Raw genomic sequence first — 19,167 nt, forward strand, 5'->3', positions numbered from 1 at the left:
GGAGCACACGAAGTGGAAATCAAGGGAACCGCAGCACTGGTCACCGGAGCGGCATCAGGCCTCGGCGCCGCAACAGCCAAGCGCCTCGCCGACGCCGGCGCTACCGTCTTCGGCCTGGATCTGCCCGCGTCGATCGAGCGCGCAGGCGACAACGTCCCCGCCGGCGTCACCCTCATCCCCACCGACGTGACCAGCGGCGAAGAGGTCGAAGCAGCGATCAACCAGATCGTCGAGTCGGGCTCCCCGCTGCGCATCGTCGTCAACTGTGCCGGTGTCGGCTGGGCCGGACGCATCCTGTCCAAGAAGGGTCCGCACGACCTCGAGCTGTTCCGCACGGTCATCACCGTCAACCTGCTCGGCACCTTCAACGTCATGCGCCTGGCCGCCGACGCCATCGCCAAGACCGAGGCCGTCGACGAGTCGGGCCAGCGCGGCGTCGTCATCAACACCGCTTCCGTTGCTGCCTTCGAAGGCCAGATCGGCCAGATCGCGTACTCCGCCTCCAAGGGCGGCGTGCACGGCATGACGGTTCCGGCTGCCCGTGACCTTGCGCAGTTCGGCATCCGCGTCAACACGATCGCTCCCGGCATCATCGACACCCCGATGCTCGCAGGCGTCACCGACGAGTACCGCAAGGGCCTCGAGGCCGGCGTTCCGTTCCCGTCCCGCCTGGGCCAGCCGTCCGAGTACGCGCAGCTCGCGCAGATGATCGTCGAGCACGACTACCTCAACGGCGAGACCATCCGCATGGACGGCGCACTGCGCATGGCGCCGCGCTAACCTCCCTGCTGTGCGCCTTTATTAACCGCCCGCGGTTAATAAAGGCGCACAGTTGTCAGAACGAATGAAAATACCCACCGTTGGAGTGGGCAGTTGCGCTGAGGTACTCGGCTACTTCCTTCGCCGGCATCGGTCGGCTGATGTAGTAACCCTGAACCAATTCGCAACCGGCGGTAAGCAAGAGCCTCAGCTGGTCGGCCGTCTCCACGCCTTCCGCCAATGACTGCATACCGAGCGCCTTCGCCACCTCGACCACCGAAGTGACAACTGCCGAATCACCCTCGCTCAGTTCGGTGATGAACGACCGGTCGATCTTGAGGATGTCCAACGGCAGTTTCTTCAAACTCTCGAAAGACGAATAGCCGGTTCCGAAGTCGTCCAGGGCAATCGCAATTCCGGTGGCACGCAGGCGATCCAACTCGGCGACGGCAAGCTCCTCCACTGCTCCCGTCTCTGTGATTTCCAGCTGAAGCCGTTTGCCGGACAGACCGCTTGCCTCCAGCGCATCGTTCACGGCCGATCCGAACCCGGACGACATCAGTTGCACCGGAGAGACGTTCACCGTCACGTAAGTGTCGTCGGGCCACGTCGCGGCTTCGGCGCACGCCATGTTCAGTACCTGAAGCCCCAGAGGGACTATCAAGCCGGTCTCCTCCGCGACATCGATGAAAATGTGCGGTGCAAGCACGCCCCGCACCGGGTGATTCCAGCGAAGCAGTGCCTCGAAACCCTCGACGCGGCCGGTGTCCGCACGAACCTGCGGTTGGTAGTACAACTCGAACTGCCGAGACTCGATCGCAAGCCCAAGTTCTTGCAGGGCCGATGCTCGCTCCCTGGCCCGCGCCCGCAGCACCGGTGAGTATCTTCCTACCCGGTTCTTGCCGGCGGATTTTGCCGCATACAGCGCCAGGTCGGCGGACATGACAAGCGTGTCCGCATCTTCGGAATCTGCGGGTGCGCCGGCATAGCCGATCGATGCACGAACCTCGATGCGATTCCCCCGCACGTAAAACGGCTCACGCAATGCATCCAGATAGCGAGCGAACACCTCTCCGCCGTCCCCTGTTCCCCGCAAGACGACGCCGAATTCGTCACCACCGATTCGCGCACACATGGCGCCGTCGACCACCCGATTGAGCCGTGCAGCAACGGAAATCAACAATTTGTCACCGACAGGGTGCCCTAACGTGTCGTTCACCGACTTGAAATTGTCCAGGTCGAGGATTCCGACAAGGACTTCCTCGCCGGTTCGGACGGTGCCGAGCGCGTCGGACAGCTCCGAGCCGAACGTCCGGCGATTCGGGAGCCCGGTCAGTCCGTCGGTTGCAGCAAGCCACAGAATTCGCCGCTCGTAGTTGTACTTCTCGGTGATGTCCGAGCCCACGCCTCGCCAACCCACGAACTCCGTGGCCTCGGATAGCCTGGGATGACCCGACAGAGACCACCATCGGTCGACGCCGTCGACACGAACGGGAATGACGACCTCTCGAAACGGCATGAGGCGGTCGAGGTGATCTCCGATGACCTGGACCGCGGCTCGGCCACTCTTCGTCGAACCCACGTCGAGCCGATCCAACAATCCGCGCAGCGACAGGGTTCGCAAGTCGGAGACGGGAACTCCCGAGATCTGCGACAGCCGAGCGGAGGTGTGCGACAACGTCCCGGTGGTGTCGACTTCCCACAGCCAGTCGCGTGACCCACCCTCGAAATCGTCGAGAAGCAAACTGACCGTCTGGCGCTCGGCAGCAGCCTCGAACTCGGCAAGACAACGACTTCGGAACGACGCCCAGAGGTACACGACGCCGATAATCAGTGTCACCGAGTACACGACCAACTGGAACGAGAGGACAGCATATTCCGTAGTTCTCTTGGGCAGGATAACGACGAGCAATCCGATGCTGTGCACCAGAATCCACGCTACCGCTATCGACCGAACCGTCGACAATGCTACGGCGCCGGCGCCCATGACTCCGGCGAATGTCGCTAGAAGCACAAGCTTTCGCGAGTTGTCCGTCACGGGAAGCATCGCGGCGGCGAGAACGACAAGCAGAAGCCCGAGCAGGATCACCTCGAGCATGAGCGCCCAGTAGTCGTACCTCGTCGTATGTTTGGGCGTGTACCGGCCCTTCAGGACGACTCGCGGTATCCAGACGCGCACCGAATTGAGGACGACCAAGAAGGCCGCAGAACCCCAGATCACCCGAAACTCGTTGTGACCGGGGGGTACGACATACACAAGCAAAGCGCACACGCTGAGTACATTGACCATGTTGGCCAGTGGCGCGACCGTCGTCACCTGCAGTATCTGGCGTGCGAAGAGGTCGCGCCGCTCGACGTCAGACAGTTCGGCGTCGCTCGCACTCGAAGTCAGCCTGCTCAGCATGCAACACCCTCCATCGTGGAGCCGACCAGATGAAGGTAGCGCGGATGCGGGTTCCGGACACACGATGACGAGAAACTACGAGTTGAAACATACTGTTAAATAGGATGTTTCAGACAATTGCGACAGAACGGATCAGCGCTACAACTCGGAAGCCAGCGGAATTTCCTTCTCCGCGCGGTCCGTCATCCACTCACGGAGGACCTTGGTGGCAATGACGTCGTCCTCGTTGTACTGCAGGATGCGTGTCCGCTGCGTCTCGTCCGGCTCACCGTCGTAGCCGACCGCCTCGCGGTACCACGCCATCGACGCTTCACCCCCGGCCTCGGCGTCACGCCAGTTGAAGCCGGCGACGGGCGCAATCTTCTTGAGCCCCTTTCCGTTCGGGCAGATGAACTGATCACTCACTGCTTGATAGATGTCGACCCACTGCGGACTGTCGATGAACTCGCGGATCTCGTCCTTACTCGGAATCCCGGGTTCACCGGCAAACCTGCGCGCCGAGTCCAACAACCACTTGTCCTCGGCTGAACGCGAATAACAGTATGCGGCAAAGGTTTTACCCGAAGCAGCGGCCGCGGCACGCTCCGCCATCAGCCAGCCCCAGAACTCTGCGAACGACCGCGCCTCGTCACGCGTCGGCAGCGGATCCCACGTCGCAAATCCTCGATACATCGAGAAGCCGCCGACATTGAGCAACGTCCCCCACAGGTACGCGCCGTGCTCCTGATAGCTCTCCATGTCGACGTCGATCTCGATGTCCGCCCGAGTCACCGAGATCTTCTCGAACCGCCGCACCAACGGAGCATCTGCCAACCACGCCTTGGCGATCACGACTGCGTCGTCGAAATTTCCGTGCGGCCAATCCTCGAGCGGCTCACCGTCCCAGGCGGCCAGCTGATCGATCGTGTTGCAGCCGACGTCGCGCAGAAGCTCGGCCCGCGATCCGACAGCCACCAGGCTGACGTCGCGGTTGCGAACCAACTCCTGCTTGCATTCGGTCCACCACGAGCACGACTTGCACTCGCTCACCTGTGACGGAGACGTCAGCACCTCACCGCGGGCCACAGCGATACGGTCGGCGAAACGCTTGTCGTAATCGTCGAGAATCGCGCTGAGGTCGTGGACGAGGATGCAGTCTCCGTTGTATCCGATCGCGCCTGCCGTCAGCGATGGGCTCGCCAGCCCACGACGCTCGAGCATCCGATAGACCTGCGCGACGCGCATCTGATCGCGGACCTGACTGCGGACCTTGCGTTTGGGATCGGCCGCGGGCTCCCATTCGAAGAGCCCCGAGGTGATCGCGCCCTGGCCGGGATCGGTCACCTTGTGATTGACGACAATGACGGGGATGTACCCGCCACCCTCGTCGTCACGGATCAGCATTTCGCAGCGGCCCTTGCGTCCGGTGTCGCGCTCGACCGGCAAGACCGCGCCCCAGATCCGGTCTGCGCCGGCCTCACAGGCAGTGAGAGTGTCACGAGCCTGAGCCGACGCCGATTGGTCGGGGTTGATCTTCACCCAACGCTCGGGAGCAGCACCGATCACGAGTTCGGCGATCTCCGCGCGCTTCGCGATCGCGGCATCCTGGCGCTGCTTGATGCCGGTGTCGACGGGTTCCGAAGCCGATTTCCCGGGAAACAACCCGTCCAGACGCACCCGATGACGGCATCGGGTCAACGCCCCCGAATCGATGATCGGGAGCTGGGGCGCGGGGTTGTTAACGGAACACACGATGACGAAGATTATGTGCTCCCCTAGGCTGAAGCCGAAGCGCAGGTACCTGGCAACACACAAACACCTGGAAACGGGGTCCTTTTCGATGGGGTTGTTCAAGAAGCGAAAGTCTCGTGCCACCCGCAAGGCGGAGGCAAAGGCTCTCAAGCACAAGGCTGAGGTCGAGGCGAAGCTCAACGCCAAGAGCCAGCGTAAGCGCGACAAGGTCGAGACCAAGTCGCTCAAGAAGCTGGAGAAAGCCGAGATCGAGTCACAGCACAAGATCGAAAAGGCGCAGATCGCGACCCTGAAGGCGCAGGAGAAGGCCGCTGCGAATCAGGGCCTGACCGTCGCCAAGGTGCGTAAGTACCTGGGAGTGGCACGTCTGCTTGCCCCCGTTCTCCTGCCGATCGCCTACCGCGCAGCCACGGCGGTGCGCGCCCAGCTCGACACCACGCGTGCACAGAAGATGGGCATCGCCGTCGACCAGCTCGGTGACTACACCGGTCACGGCGCGAAGTTGAGCGCTCGTATCGCCGGCGCCGAGAGCTCGGTCACCGAGATCCTCAGCCGCAAGCCCGACGACGCGGAGACGCAGCGTTTCGCCGCCGCCATCCGTGAGCGCCTCGGCGACCTCAGCACGGCAGTTCGCGCTGCCGAGCAGATGCCGCAGGCTCGCCGTAAAGCAGCTCACCAGGCGATTTCTTCCGAACTCGACGGCGTCGAAGCAGATCTGCTCGCACGTCTCGGCGTGCGCTAGACCTGAGAACGCCAGTGAGAGCAGCCGAGCAGACCGCGACCCTCCGGGGGACAGCTGTCGGCTCCGCTTCGGCTGCTCTCGCTGTCGCCGCGCACGGGATCGGCGGAGGCGAGCTGCCACAGTCGTCGTCGCTGACCCTGTTGCTCGCCGTCTGCGCAACCGTCGGCGCCGTGACGGCCACCCTTCCCGCCCTCTCACGGGGGCCCGCTGCCCTGATCGTGGCCCTTGGCCTGGGTCAGCTCGCCGCGCACACCACCATGACGCTCTCCGAGCACGCTCATTCGCCCGCTCCGGGATTGGTGATGCTCGGTGCTCACGCCGGTGCCACCGTCGCCTGTGCGGTGGCGGTCCTGGCCGCCGAGCGCCTCTACCGCGTTGTCACCCACGCTCTTCACGTCGTCCTGGCGTCCCTGGCTCCCGCCGCCGTCACTTCCCGCGGCCACACCGTCTCGACCGGAATCCATCACGGACCTGTCGACGCTCTACTTCGCGCCAGCATCTCGCGGCGCGGTCCTCCTGCCCTGGTCTGAAGATTCGTAGAACGCCCCACCCCTTCACCAGACCAAGAGGACACTTCCCGACATGAAGAACACCCTGATTTCGCGCGCGGTTGTCACGACCGTCGCTACCGGCAGCGCCGTGCTGCTGGCCGCCGGAACTGCTTCAGCACACGTCAGCGTCGTCGCACCAGGAGCTGCGCAGGGCGGATACTCCGTTCTCACGTTCCGCGTGCCCACCGAATCCGACACCGCTTCGACCACCAAGCTGACGGTGGCGCTCCCCGACCTCAAGTCGGCACGCACCGAACCGATGCCCGGCTGGACCGCCGTCGTGGAGAAGGACCCCACCTCGTTGGTCGCCAAGTCCGTGACGTGGACCGCCGACCCCGGCGTCGGAATCGCCCCCGGCCAGTTCCAGCAGTTCGTCCTTTCTGCCGGCCCGCTGCCGGAGCAGGACGAGGTCGAGTTCAAGGCCGTCCAGACGTACAGCGACGGCAACGTCGTCAACTGGGATCAGGAAGAGCTTGCCGACGGCAGCGAGCCGGACAAGCCCGCCCCGACGCTGACTCTCGCCGCGTCCACCGGCGATGCCCACGGAGCGCCTGCTGCCGAGACGTCCGCCGCATCCGAAGCCTCTGACTCTTCGTCGGACAACACCGCCCGCTGGCTCGGCGGCGTCGGCCTGGTGCTCGGCGCGTTGGGCGCTGCACTCGGCCTCGGCGCACTGGTCAGGAGCAAGCGCTGATGAGTACCCGGATCAAGGTCATCGCCGTCGGCATGCTCGCGATGCTGGCCACGATGCTCGGAATGGGCACGGCCAGTGCACACTCCGCGGTCGTCGGCTCCAACCCGGAAAACGGTGCGTCCATTCAGGTTGCGCCTGACACGGTTTCGGTCACGTTCAACGAGGCTCTGCAGGCACAGTTCGCGGCGCTGACCGTCACCGGCCCGGACGGCAACCTCTGGACCAAGAGCGATCCGTCCGTCGAAGGACCCACTGTCAGTGCAGACCTCGGCGATCTCGGGCCGACCGGCGTCTACACCATCGCGTACCGCGTCACCTCCGCTGACGGTCACCCCGTCAACGGAACCCTGACGTTCACCCTCACCGAGGCGGGGTCGGGCACTCCCGGCGCTGCCGCCGCGTCGAGTACGGGTGAGTCGGAGTCCGGCAGCATGCCGGTGTGGATCTTCATCGTCGCCGGCGTCGTCGTGTTCGGCGGTGCGCTGTTCTTCGTGCTCCGTAAGCCGAAGTCGAGCTGATCGCGTGACGGGTACGGCAAACAGGTGGTGGTTGCTGTTTGCCGTACCCACAGCTCTGCTGGGAGTCCTGATCGCCTGGGGCCTCGCCAGCCCGTCGGGACCCGAATCGTCGAGCACGGTCCGCGTTCTCGCGATCGGATGTGGTTCGTTGACGCTCGGCATCGCGACGCTCGCCTGGATGGGCCGCAGTGCACGCCGCCCGGCAACAACCCCCGCCGTCATGTGGACTCAGCTCACCGCGGTGGCAGCAGTGTGGCTCGTCGCCGAGATCACGCTCCTCGTGCTCAATGCCGCAGCGGCCGACGGCGCCCCGGTCACCTCGCTGACCATCGGGCACTTCGGCGCATTCGTCTCCGAGGTCAACGTCGGCCGCGTCGGCGTCGCGATCATCGCGTGCGCGTTTGCCGTCGTCTGTTACGGCATCTACGGATTCACCAATCCCGAGACGGTGCCCGTCGCACCGGCATTGGTCGTCTCCGCGTTGGCGCTCGCTGCCCGCCCGATCACCGGGCACATGGCGCAGCAGAGCTTCGGATCGATCCTCGACGCCGTTCACGTCCTCGCTGCGGCCTTGTGGTTCGGCGTGCTCGCCGCACTCGCGCTTGCCGTACCGTCGCGCGGTGCCTGGGCGATCTGGTTGCCCAAGTACTCCGCTCTCGCCTGGCGATGCGTCCTCGCGCTGGTCGTCACCGGTATCGTCAACGCCGTCGTGCGACTCGACTCACTCTCCGCCTTCTACGACACCGCATACGGCCGGGTGATCCTCGCCAAGATCGTGGCGATCGGACTGCTCGTCGCCCTGGGATGGTGGTGGCGCCGGACATGGGTGGTCGCGAGCGCTGCACACCGCATGAGTTCGGACGGATCCCTGCGTCGCGCCATCGGTGAAGTTGTCTTCATGGCCATCGCATTCGGGCTTGCCGCGGCCCTTGCGACAACTGCGTAAGACGTGCCTCGGCGCGACATTTCGTGACCCGCACATTTAACGTTTCACGTCGAGATTTAACCTCTACGTGAGTTTATTTTCCCAGCTTGCGGCGGTTTCCGGCCCCCCTTAGCGTTGCTCGCATGACGGAGGCCCAACGCTCGTTTCTCGTCTGCGCTTCGCAGCGCAGCGGCAGTACTTTGCTGGTCGAATCCCTGCGAGCAACCGGGGTCGCGGGTGAGCCGGAAGAGTTCTTCCAGTACCTCCCCGAGACCTCGCGATCGCCGCAACCGAGGCAGTGGTTCGAAGACGTCACGGACGAGTCCGTCCTGGGTCTGCTCGCCCCGTTCCACCCGGGCACGCCGGACACTCGCACCTCCGAACAGTGGCGCACACAACTTCTCGAACTCGGCCGAACCCCCAACGGAGTCTGGGGTGGCAAGCTGATGTGGAACCAGACGCCGCTCCTACTCGATCGCGCGGCCGGATTGCCCTGGCGCAGTGGGACGGACCTACGTTCCGCACTCCACGACACCCTCGATCACGACCTGCAGTTCATCCACGTCTATCGAGAAGATGTCGTCGCTCAAGCTGTGTCGATGTGGCGCGCCGTGCAGACACAGGTTTGGCGCGACGACGCGACTCCACCGAATCTCTCGGACGGTGCACAGTACAACGCAGTCGGAATCGCGCACCTGGTGACGATTCTCGGTGAGCAGGAACGCCAATGGAAGCGCTGGTTCGAGGAAGAGGACATCTCTCCCATCGAAGTCGGGTTCCGCGATCTCACCGAAGACCCGCAATCCGTGGTCGCAAAAACCCTCATCTCCCTCGGCCTCGACGGACAACTGGCCCCGCCACCGCCGCTGCGTCGTCAGAGCGACGGACGATCCCGCGAATGGGTGCAGCGTTATCGCATCGACGCCGAACAGAACGGATATCCCGTCACATGAGCACCGTCACCGATGTCGTCGACGAACTCCGAGTTCTCGAATCCGAAGCGGTTCACATCATTCGAGAGGTGGTGGCAGAACTCGAGAGACCGGTCCTGCTCTTCTCGGCCGGCAAGGACTCGATAGTCCTGCTTCGTCTGGCCGAGAAGGCGTTTCGGCCCTCCCCACTCCCTTTCCCGGTCCTGCACGTCGACACCGGTCACAATTTCGAGGAGGTCATCGAATTTCGCGACCGCCGAATCAAGGAGGGCGGGCACACACTTCTGGTTGCTTCCGTTCAGGATTCGATCGACCAGGGCAGAGTGCAGGAGTCGACCGAGACCAGCGGATCGCGAAACCGCCTGCAGACCAGAACCCTGCTCGACGCTCTCGAAGCTGGAAGGTTCGACGCCGCGTTCGGCGGCGCCCGCCGGGACGAGGAACGTGCGCGCGCCAAGGAAAGAGTCCTCAGCTTCCGTGACGAGTTCGGCCAGTGGGACCCGCGAGCGCAACGGGCCGAACCGTGGTCGCTCTACAACGGTCGGATCAGACGCGGCGAGTCCGTTCGTGTCTTCCCGCTGAGCAACTGGACCGAGCTCGACATCTGGCGCTACATAGCCCAGGAGGAACTGGAACTGCCGTCCATCTATTTCGCGCACCAGCGGAGGGTATTCGAGCGCGACGGAATGCTCCTCGCTGCTTCCGAATTCAGCACCGACGCCGAGAACGCCGCGGCAACGACCGAGTGGGTGCGATATCGAACCGTCGGCGATCTGACCATCACCGGCGCCGTTCGATCGCACGCCACCACTATCGACGACGTCGTCACCGAAATCTCGGTCGCGACGGTTTCCGAACGAGGCGAGACTCGCGCAGACGACCGAACGTCGGTCGCCGCGATGGAAGACCGAAAGCGTGAGGGCTACTTCTGATGACGACCACCATCACTCGCCAACTCCTGCGACTGGCCACGGCGGGTAGCGTCGACGACGGCAAGAGCACGCTGATCGGCCGACTGTTGCATGACACCGACAGTCTGCCAACCGATCACCTCGATTCCGTGACCGACGAGCACGGTGTCGCCGACCTGGCTGCACTCTCCGACGGACTACGTGCCGAGCGTGAACAGGGCATCACGATCGACGTCGCGTACCGATTCTTCTCCACCCCGACAAGAAGTTACGTACTCGCCGACACCCCGGGGCACGAACGCTACACGCGCAACATGTTCACCGGAGCATCCAACGCTCACGTAGCGGTCCTGCTGGTCGACGCGAGGACCGGCGTGCTGCGTCAGACCCGTCGGCACGCCAGAATCGCCGCACTGCTCGGTGTTCCGAACCTTGTAGCCGTGGTGAACAAGATCGATCTGGTGGACTTCGACGAAGCGAGATTCGCTCAGGTGCAGGAAGAATTGCGGGCCTTGGCACGGCAAGTCGGACGCGAGGACGTACTCGCCATACCGGTCTCCGCGAAAGCCGGCGACAATGTCGTGACGCGGTCCGAGAACACCGCGTGGTACGAGGGGCCGACGCTGCTCGAGTACCTCGAAGGCGTCGAACTCCATGCGCCCGCGACCCACATCGAGGAGCTTCGGCTTCCCGTGCAATGGGTTTCGCGCCCCGATCCGCAGAATCGTCGCCGGTACACCGGCCGGATCTCGGCAGGCACACTGAGCGTCGGAGACGAGGTAGTGGTCCTGCCGTCCGGATCGAAGAGCACCGTGATCAGTCTGGACACTCTCGACGACAACCGCAGTACTGCCGTTGCACCACTGTCGGTTTCGGTGGAACTGGCCGACGACATCGACGTCGGACGTGGCGACGTTCTGGTCAGTGGCGGTGCGCAGGCTCATTTGCCGGTTCTGGCCCGAGAACTCGAAGCCACGATCTGCTGGTTGTCCAACACACCGTTGCGCGCGGGCGATCGGATAGCGCTCAAACACACGTCCCGGACCGTGCGAGCGACCGTCCAAGAACTGCACACCCGTCTCGATCCTGAAACGCTCGACGAGCAGGACAGCCCAGTCGAATTGGGACTCAACGACATCGGAACGGTCACGCTCCGAACCAGTTCCGTGGTGGTCGCCGACACCTACGACCACAATCGGGACTCCGGCGCCTTCATCCTGATCGACGAGCAGAGTAACGACACCGTCGGCGCCGGCACCATTCTCGAGCCACGCGTCGTCGTTCCCGGTGAGCAGACCCGCAACGACATCAAGTGGCATCCGTCCTCACTCGAACGTCAACGGCGGTGGGCGTCTACCACCCAGAGGGGCGCGACGATCTGGTTGACCGGCCTACCTGCATCCGGAAAATCCACCGTCGCAGTCGCTGTCGAACGTGCGCTGGTCGACGCGGGACGCACCGCGTATCTGCTGGACGGTGACAACGTCCGCCACGGTATCTCCGACGATCTCGGGTTCTCGCCGGGAGACCGAGCCGAGAACATCCGACGCGTCGGGCATCTCACTCGACTGTTCGCCGACGCCGGCGTCGTGGCGATCGCGTCGATGGTTTCGCCGCTGCGTTCGGATCGAGCAATTGCGCGCGCTCTCAACGAAGCTGCCGGACTCACCTTCCTCGAAGTTGCCGTCACCACTCCCGTCGAAGAATGCGAACGTCGAGATCCCAAGGGCCTGTACGCTCGTGCGCGGGCGGGTGAACTGAAGGGGCTCACCGGAATCGACGCGCCTTACGAGACGCCGGAGGACCCGGACCTGGCATTCGACACAACCGGCGCTGACATCAACGAGCTGGTCGAGCGGGTCATCGCATTGTTGGAGGAGCGCGAAGCCGCAAGGCCCTAGGGGTTTTCGGTGTCCGACTCGAGGTAACCGCGGTCCGCACTGTAGGCGGACCGCACGTTGGGTCGGACACCGATCTTCTCGAGGTACGCCGCCATGCGGTGCACCGCCATCGCGCTTCCCAATGCCTCGTCCGGGAGACGATCATCGGTTTCGGCGCGCCACGTGTGAAGCTGCGAGGACAATTCCGCCTGTATTGCCGAGACTTCCGGTCGATCGATCAGATTGATCTTCTCGTCAGGGTCGGCACGAAGGTCGTACAGCTCCCGGGGTGCGCGTACCGCCAGATGCTCGGTGCCGAGCGCTTTTCCGGAAAGACTGTCCTCGATGTCGAGCGGTAGATCCAGAGCGGGGCGGACGGCGTAGTTCTCGATGTAGCTGTAGTCCTTGGTACGCACCGCTCGAATGGGATCGAAACTGTCGTGAAAGGTCTTCTCCGTGAACAAGGAGGTCCGGACAGGTTCGGACGGCTCGGTTCCACGATCGACGAGGGCATCGGCGTGCGAGCGCCCTTCCACCTCGGTGGGGACATCGATACCGAGGAGATCGAGAATGGTCGGAACAAGGTCCACACCGCTGAACAGTGTCTCGTATTCCTTTCCGCCACTGCGATACCGCGCGGGAGGCCGAGCGATCAAGGCAATACCGGTACCCGGGGCGTAGAGCGACGACTTGGCACGCGGGAACGCCGCGCCGTGATCAGTGAGGAAGAAGACCCAGGTGTTCTCGTCGAGCCCCTCTTCCTCGAGGGTCGCGAGCAGTTCCCCCACCGCGGCGTCGGCCACCTCTACGCTGCCGTGGAATTCGGCCAGATCCTCGCGCACCTGTGGCACGTCCGGAAGGTATCCGGGGACCTCCAGGGCTGCGGTGTCCGCCGGGGTATAGCGATCGGCGGGGTACGGGCGATGCGTTTCGAAGAATCCCGTGGTGAGCAGGAACGGCTCGGGCGGGAAGCGTCGTAGCCAGTTCTGGGCACGCGGAACCACGTAGTCGCAGAACGAGTTGGTGACGTCGTACTCGTGGTAGCCCAGTCGCTTCGGATACGCAGTCTCGTGCTGCATGCCGAAGAGCGAGGTGTACCAACCGTTGTCGGAGAGGATCTGCGGGAGCGTCTGCACCTCAGCGTGGTACTCCCAGCCGTGGTGCGCCAACCCGATCAGACCGTTGTTGTGCGGATACCTGCCCGAGAAGAGCGATCCGCGCGAAGGCGAGCACAGCGGCGCCGTCGCGTGTGCGTCGGTGAACCGGATGCCTTCTGCCGCCAGCCGGTCGAGATGGGGGCTGTTGACCCCGGCGACACCGTAACTCGCGAGGTGCCGCCCCAGGTCGTGCCAATGAATGATCAGGACGTTATCTCGCGCAGCCGACACGTGGGCAAGGCTAGTTGCCCCGCCCACGTGCGGCAACAGCTCGAATCAGCAGGATCTCAACTGTTTCTGCCGAGTTGTCTGATCCATCCGCGGGTATCGGCCGGATCGATGACGTCGTCCAGTTCGAACGTGGTCGCCGCCATCAGCGCCTTGCCCTGTGCGTAGGCCAGTTCCACGAACTGACCGAACAGCGTTTCCCGAGCCACCGGATCTTCGACGGACTCGAGTTCCTTGCGGAAACCGAGACGAACAGCACCTTCCAGACCCATCGGCCCGATCTCGCCCGTCGGCCACGCGACCGTGAACTCGGGGGCGTGGAAGGAACCACCGGCCATTGCCATGGCGCCCAACCCGTAACCCTTGCGCAGGATGATCGTTCCGAACGGCACGGTGAGGCGAGCACCGGCAACGAAGAACCGGCCGAACCTTCGGACCGTCGCCTCCTCCTCCGAATCCGGGCCCACCATGAATCCCGGTGTGTCGCACAGCGTCACCAGAGGGATGCGGTGCGCTTCGAGCAGTTCCAGGAAATCCGAAGCCTTGTCCGAGGCTTCCGCGTCGATCGCGCCGCCGAGATGCTCGCTGCTGTTCGCCAGCACACCGTACGGCACTCCTTCGACACGAACGAGTGCGGTGACTACACCGCGTCCGTAGTCTCGACGCAGTTCCAGGACGCTGTCGACGTCCGCGATTGCGTCGATCGCTCCACGAACGTCGTACGAGCGCAGGCGATTCTCCGGCACCACATGCCGCGAGAGCCGCGGATCCGGAGCCGTCCACTCTCCGCTCGCACCCTGGAAGTAGCCGAGGTACTGCTTGGCCAGCGCCACTGCATGAGCGTCGTCGTCAGCCACCAGGTGTACGACGCCGTTGCGGCGCTGCACGTCGATGGGGCCGATGTCCTCGGGGCGAAAGTTTCCGAGCCCGCCGCCCTCGACCATGGCAGGACCACCCATCCCGATATTGGCGTCCGGTGTCGCGATCAGGACGTCGCACGCGCCAGCCAGGGCCGCGTTGCCCGCGAAACAGCGGCCAGACACGACAGCGACCATGGGTACGCGGCCGCTCAGCGCCGCCATGGCACGGAAGGTTCCCAGTTCCAGGCCCGCTCCCGCCCCTGCATCGGTGTCACCGGGGCGACCACCGCCGCCTTCCGCGAACAGCACTACCGGAACTCGCTTGCGATCGGCGATCTCGAGCAGGCGGTCGGTCTTGGCGTGATTGCGCATGCCCTGGGTACCGGCGAGCACCGAGTAGTCGTACGAGATCACGACGCTCTCGCCGCCGCTGATGGTCGCCACTCCGCCGATCAGACCGTCAGCAGGAGTGTTGGCGATCAAGTCTTCCTCGCTTCGCCGACTGCGCTGCGCAGCCAGTGCGAGAGCGCCGTACTCGACCAGGCTGTCGTCGTCGACCAGGTCGTAGACGTTCTCGCGAGCAGTCCGGCGTCCCAGCTTGTGGCGCTTCGCCACTGCCGCAGGCCGCGCCGCGTCCAGGGTCACCTCGTGGCGAGCGATGATCTCCGCGAGATCGGGACGCACGTCGTCGAGGTCCACCTCGTCGACCTCGGCGAGCTTCGATCCCGCGCTTGCACTACGGACGACGAGCAACGGTTCGCCCGCACCCACCGACCTCCCCGGTGACGACAGGACCCGGACCACTTCGAGATCACCGGGCGCCGAGAGAACATGCTGCATCTTCATCGCCTCGAGGACGGCAACCTGGCCACCCGCATGGACGCCGTCACCGACTGCCGCGAGTTCGACGACGATGCCCGCCATCTGTGCACGGACCACATCCTCGTCCGGTGCCACGTCCACAGACGAGGAGGGCGTTTGTGGGCCAACGTCGGGGACGAGGTCCGCCAATCGAGAACCCAACCAGTCGACGTCGACCAGGCCGTCGCGGAAGTCCTTGTCCGACAGTATTGCCTGCAGGAACTCGATGTTGGTCGCCACGCCGTCGATGGTGAACTCACTCAGAGCAGCAATCGACTTGCGCACAGCGGCAGGAAAATCCGATCGACGCGTGTGGGTGATCACCTTTGCCAAGAGCGAATCGTAACGCGCACTCGGCGAGAGCCCGACCGTACCGAAGGTATCCACGCGCACACCGGGCCCGCCCGGAGGAGTGAAGTTGTCGAGCGTGCCCGAGGAGGGCAACGCATTGCCGTCCGGCGTCATGGTTTCCATGTTGACGCGGGTCTGGATCGCGATTCCCGAAGCGTTTGCCACGGATCCGACTGTCTCCGAGCCCTTCTCGACAGCGATGATCCCTGTTGGCAGTTCCAGGTTCTCGAACGGAACTCCGTCCGCGATCGCGAGCTGCACGGCGACGAGGTCGATTCCGGTGACCTCTTCGGTCACCGTGTGCTCCACCTGAATTCGGGGATTGACCTCGAGGAAGACGAAGCCGCGTTCCTCGACGAGGAACTCGACCGTCGCGATGCCGCGGTAGCCGACCTCGGCGCACAGCCTCGCCGCCGCAGCGTGAAGACGCTCGCGCAGGGCCCCCGACAGCCCCTGCGCGGGCGCAACCTCGATCAACTTCTGATGGCGACGTTGGACGCTGCAATCGCGGTCACCCAGAGCGAGCGCGTGGGTTCCACCTTGCCCCGGTGCCGCCACGATCTGCACTTCGATGTGCCGAGCGTGCTCACTGAGTACCTCGGCGAACAGTGCCGAACTGCCGAATCCCGACTGGGCTTCGGCCGCACACACACGGTACGCGTCGTCGAGTGCTTTCGGGTCACGCACCGCGCGCATGCCGCGGCCACCGCCGCCGCTGAGCGCCTTGATCATGATGCCGCGGGAGTTGCGCTCGAAGAATTCACGCACCTCGTCGAGGTCGGCGTTCGCCGATGTCGACGGCAGGACCGGCACTCCTGAGTCGACCGCCGCAGTGCGGGCGCTGGCCTTGTCGCCAAAAGTCCGGAGAACCTGGGCGTCCGGGCCGACGAAGACGATGCCCGCCTCGGTACACGCCTGCGCGAATTCGGCATTCTCACTGAGGAATCCGTAGCCCGGGTGCACGTGCGTGGCGCCCGTTTCGGCCGCGATCTTCAGCAGTGCGCTCTGATCCAGGTACGCGGATGCGCCCGACGCTCCGAGCGGCACCGACTCCGTGGCCGCCGCGACGTGCGGACTGGACGCGTCGTCCTCGGCGTACACCGACACCGTCTCGATCCCGAGTTCACGGGCAGTTCGAATGATCCGCAGCGCAATTTCGCCGCGGTTCGCAATCAGCAGTCTCACTTGTCCCCCTGAGTGCGCTCGAACAGATCGCCCTTGCGCACCTTTCCTGTCGCTGTCATCGGAAGCGCCTCGAGCACTTCCACTTCGGGCACCTTGTACGTGGCCATGTTCTCCTTGGCCCACGAGACGATCTCGTCGGCCGCAGTGTCGGAACCCTCGACCAGTTGGACAAACGCAAAAGCCACCTGCCCCTTGTCCGGGTCCGGTTTCGGCACCACCGCAGCCTTTTCGATCGCCGGGTGCAGCATGAGCAGCGCTTCCACCTCGGAGGGAAAGACACTCATGCCGTTGGTCTTGATCATTTCCTTGTTCCGCGCCAAATAGTGCAAACCGCCACGCTCACTGAACTTTCCGACGTCACCGGTCTGCAGCCAGCCGTCACGGATGGCGTCGGCGGTGGCCGCCTCGTTGCGGTAGTACGCGGAAAGGATGGACGGGCTGCGCACGATGATCTGCCCGTGCTCGCCGACGGGAACCGGCCTGCCGTCGTGATCGACGATCAGAACGTCGGTGCCGGGCACCGGAATTCCGCAGAACACCGGCTCGCTTTTCAGGTCGTAGTCGCCGTCCTGGAAGCCGAGGGTGATCGTGTCCGCGGTGTGGGTTTCGGTCATGCCGTAGCTCGCTTCGCGCAGAACGCCGCCGGTAGCCTCGCGCCACCGCTGGCGCGTGGCCGGATCGAGTTTGAGAACGAACGAAACTGCCATGACGTTCTGGAGTGTCGAGAGATTTCGCTCCGCGAATCCTGGCGTGTCCATCAGTTCGACGTAATTGTCGACAGTTCCGACCAGCGAGGTCACGCCGTAAGCCTCGACAGCGTCGAGCGTGGTCTCCGCATCCCAACGATTCAGCAGGACCACGGTTCCGCCGTTGACGAGCGGAACCAGGATGCCGAAGTCCTCACCTGCGATCCAGAAGATCGGCAAGAACACCAGGGACACCGGCGGATTGGCACCCACCTGGTCACCGCCCGCAAGCGTCGCGGTGGCCGCGGTGTAAACCATGTGGCGCTGAGTGTGCTCACAGCCCTTGGGCATTCCCGTCGTTCCGCCCGTGTAGTTCAGGGCGGCGAGGGAATCGAGTTCGGTGGCGACAGGAGTCGCCCGCTCACTGGTGATGATCGACTGCCAGTCGCTCAGGCGCGGATCGTCGACCTCGAAGGGCAGTTCGACGGTCGGGATCGCCGTCAGCATGTCCGACACTGCAGTCTTCGCGACGTGTTCGAGTGGAGTCTGTGAGCGAACCTTCTTCACCAACTTCGAGAAGGTGTTCTGCGTCAGTAGGACCTTGACGCCGGCATCGTTGAGTTCGTGAATCAATTCATGTTCACGGAAGAGTGGATTGATCGGCACGTGAACGGCACCGACCTTGAGAATGCCGAGCATCGCGATATGGAACTGAGGGCAATTGACCAGGTGAACGCCGACGCGATCGCCGCGTTCGACTCCGAGTGACAGCAGCCATCCGGCAAAACGATCCGAAAGCTCGTCGTATTCGGAATACGTAATGACCCGGCCGTAGAAGACGATGGCAGGAGTATCCGGCCGCTCGATCGCCCAATGCCGCAAGTAATCGACAAGTCCCCCACCTTCGAGCGGATACTCGACGGCGCGGGGAATGCCGGCGGGCCAATGCGCGTGTTGCAGCGCAGAGATCTCCGCCAGAGCCGCTTCGAGCACGTCTTGTTCTGCCACCGATCACTCCATTCGTAAAAAAATCTATTTCGACTCTTCGAACCCGATCAACCGCTCGGACATCGTCGTCATATCTGCAATGAACTGGTTCTGCTCTTCGACACTCGCCTTACTCAGTCGTGCTCCACCGGCCATCTGTGCGTCCGAGATCATCTGAACGAGCACCGGGGGCGAAACACAGGGATCTACGTCGTGAACCTGTCGAATCCGTTCGACAAAGCGGACGTAGCGGCTCACGAGCTTTTCGCGAACCGCCGACCAACTGCGCTCGACCTCGGAATCCACCCGCGCCCGATGCTCGATCACCGCGAGCAGGTCACCGTAGGTGTACACGGCCGTGATGAACGCCGACGTGGTCGTTCGGAGAACTTCGCGTAGATCCTCGGCCGCCGGGCCCTCCATGTGCTGAGCGTCGAGGAAGCGTCGGCACATCATTTCGGCGACGGCGCGGAAGACCTCGTCCTTCGACGAGAAGTACGCGTAGAAGGTCGCCCGGGACACATCAGCCCTGGTCGTGATCGTCTCGACCGTCACGGCGTCGTATCCGAGTTCGCCGAAGCAGAGGGCAGCGGTGTCGAGCAGTCCGGCACGGCGTGGACCGTCGCCGAGTTTGCGGGCTGTCCGCGCTCGCTCCTGCGTTTCACTGGTGGTCACCGTCACAGTGTGTGTTGACGTTGACGTCAATGTCAAGAATCGCGAGCCCGGCGCCCCACTTCGGCTTTTTGTTCGGGTCACCCTTTCACACCCCGCATATCGGGTGTAAGACTCTGCCTCTAATGTTTTT

15 protein-coding genes are annotated in these 19,167 nt (G+C 63.9%); 9 read left to right on the forward strand and 6 right to left on the reverse strand.

Going from position 1 to position 19,167, the window contains the following annotated elements; all coding sequences use genetic code 11:
• Positions 1–12: 12 nt before the first annotated feature.
• On the forward strand, positions 13–780 hold the full coding sequence (locus ABH939_RS20660) for an SDR family NAD(P)-dependent oxidoreductase (RefSeq protein ID WP_003944195.1): 768 nt from the start codon (positions 13–15) through the stop codon (positions 778–780).
• Positions 781–835: 55 nt separating this feature from the next.
• On the opposite strand, the gene ABH939_RS20665 is transcribed toward ABH939_RS20660, so the two are convergent.
• Both ABH939_RS20665 and ABH939_RS20670 read right to left on the reverse strand, forming a co-directional pair.
• Positions 836–3,163 carry a bifunctional diguanylate cyclase/phosphodiesterase gene (locus ABH939_RS20665; RefSeq protein ID WP_030535863.1) on the reverse strand — a complete coding sequence of 776 codons (2,328 nt, stop codon included), beginning with the start codon at positions 3,161–3,163 and terminating at the stop codon, positions 836–838.
• A 138-nt stretch (positions 3,164–3,301) separates the two neighbouring features.
• Positions 3,302–4,858, reverse strand: a complete 1,557-nt coding sequence (locus ABH939_RS20670; protein ID WP_404650114.1) for a TM0106 family RecB-like putative nuclease — start codon at positions 4,856–4,858, stop codon at positions 3,302–3,304.
• Between the two features lie 124 nt (positions 4,859–4,982).
• Between ABH939_RS20670 and ABH939_RS20675 the strand changes: the two genes are divergently transcribed.
• The 8 genes from ABH939_RS20675 (at position 4,983) to cysC (ending at position 12,068) form a co-directional block, all read left to right on the forward strand.
• Entirely contained in the window at positions 4,983–5,636 is a 654-nt protein-coding gene (locus ABH939_RS20675; RefSeq protein ID WP_003944178.1) for a DUF6474 family protein, read from the forward strand.
• Between the two features lie 14 nt (positions 5,637–5,650).
• The gene (locus ABH939_RS20680) at positions 5,651–6,166 is read left to right on the forward strand and encodes a hypothetical protein (RefSeq protein WP_003944165.1); all 516 of its coding nucleotides are present in this window, start codon (positions 5,651–5,653) and stop codon (positions 6,164–6,166) included.
• A 52-nt stretch (positions 6,167–6,218) separates the two neighbouring features.
• Entirely contained in the window at positions 6,219–6,881 is a 663-nt protein-coding gene (locus ABH939_RS20685; protein WP_404650050.1) for a YcnI family protein, read from the forward strand.
• Entirely contained in the window at positions 6,881–7,399 is a 519-nt protein-coding gene (locus tag ABH939_RS20690) for a copper resistance CopC family protein (protein WP_003944137.1), read from the forward strand. Before ABH939_RS20685 ends, ABH939_RS20690 begins: the two co-directional genes overlap by 1 nt.
• Positions 7,400–7,403: 4 nt before the next feature.
• Complete coding sequence (locus tag ABH939_RS20695) at positions 7,404–8,345, forward strand: copper resistance D family protein (protein ID WP_404650051.1); 942 nt, start codon at positions 7,404–7,406, stop codon at positions 8,343–8,345.
• A gap of 122 nt (positions 8,346–8,467) precedes the next feature.
• Positions 8,468–9,277: a trehalose 2-sulfotransferase gene (locus ABH939_RS20700; protein ID WP_007735934.1), complete on the forward strand. Its 810-nt coding sequence runs from the start codon at positions 8,468–8,470 to the stop codon at positions 9,275–9,277.
• A complete protein-coding gene (gene cysD / locus ABH939_RS20705) occupies positions 9,274–10,188 on the forward strand; it encodes a sulfate adenylyltransferase subunit CysD (protein WP_404650052.1) in 915 nt (304 codons plus the stop codon). Before ABH939_RS20700 ends, cysD begins: the two co-directional genes overlap by 4 nt.
• On the forward strand, positions 10,188–12,068 hold the full coding sequence (gene cysC / locus ABH939_RS20710) for an adenylyl-sulfate kinase (RefSeq protein WP_058038087.1): 1,881 nt from the start codon (positions 10,188–10,190) through the stop codon (positions 12,066–12,068). The genes cysD and cysC overlap by 1 nt, the downstream gene beginning before the upstream one ends.
• Here the strand turns inward: cysC and ABH939_RS20715 are convergent.
• The 4 genes from ABH939_RS20715 to ABH939_RS20730 are packed head-to-tail and all read right to left on the reverse strand — an operon-like array spanning position 12,065 to position 19,043.
• Positions 12,065–13,435, reverse strand: a complete 1,371-nt coding sequence (locus ABH939_RS20715) for a sulfatase (RefSeq protein ID WP_404650053.1) — start codon at positions 13,433–13,435, stop codon at positions 12,065–12,067. The two genes, cysC and ABH939_RS20715, sit on opposite strands and share 4 nt — an antisense overlap.
• 56 nt (positions 13,436–13,491) lie before the next feature.
• Positions 13,492–16,689: a carboxyl transferase domain-containing protein gene (locus ABH939_RS20720; RefSeq protein ID WP_404650055.1), complete on the reverse strand. Its 3,198-nt coding sequence runs from the start codon at positions 16,687–16,689 to the stop codon at positions 13,492–13,494.
• The gene (locus ABH939_RS20725) at positions 16,686–18,383 is read right to left on the reverse strand and encodes an AMP-binding protein (RefSeq protein WP_064073621.1); all 1,698 of its coding nucleotides are present in this window, start codon (positions 18,381–18,383) and stop codon (positions 16,686–16,688) included. The genes ABH939_RS20720 and ABH939_RS20725 overlap by 4 nt, the downstream gene beginning before the upstream one ends.
• Positions 18,384–18,407: 24 nt before the next feature.
• Positions 18,408–19,043: a TetR/AcrR family transcriptional regulator gene (locus ABH939_RS20730; RefSeq protein ID WP_019746323.1), complete on the reverse strand. Its 636-nt coding sequence runs from the start codon at positions 19,041–19,043 to the stop codon at positions 18,408–18,410.
• Positions 19,044–19,167: the final 124 nt, after the last annotated feature.

The organism is Rhodococcus sp. 27YEA6, from assembly GCF_044908235.1.
GTDB lineage: Bacteria > Actinomycetota > Actinomycetes > Mycobacteriales > Mycobacteriaceae > Rhodococcus_F > Rhodococcus_F qingshengii.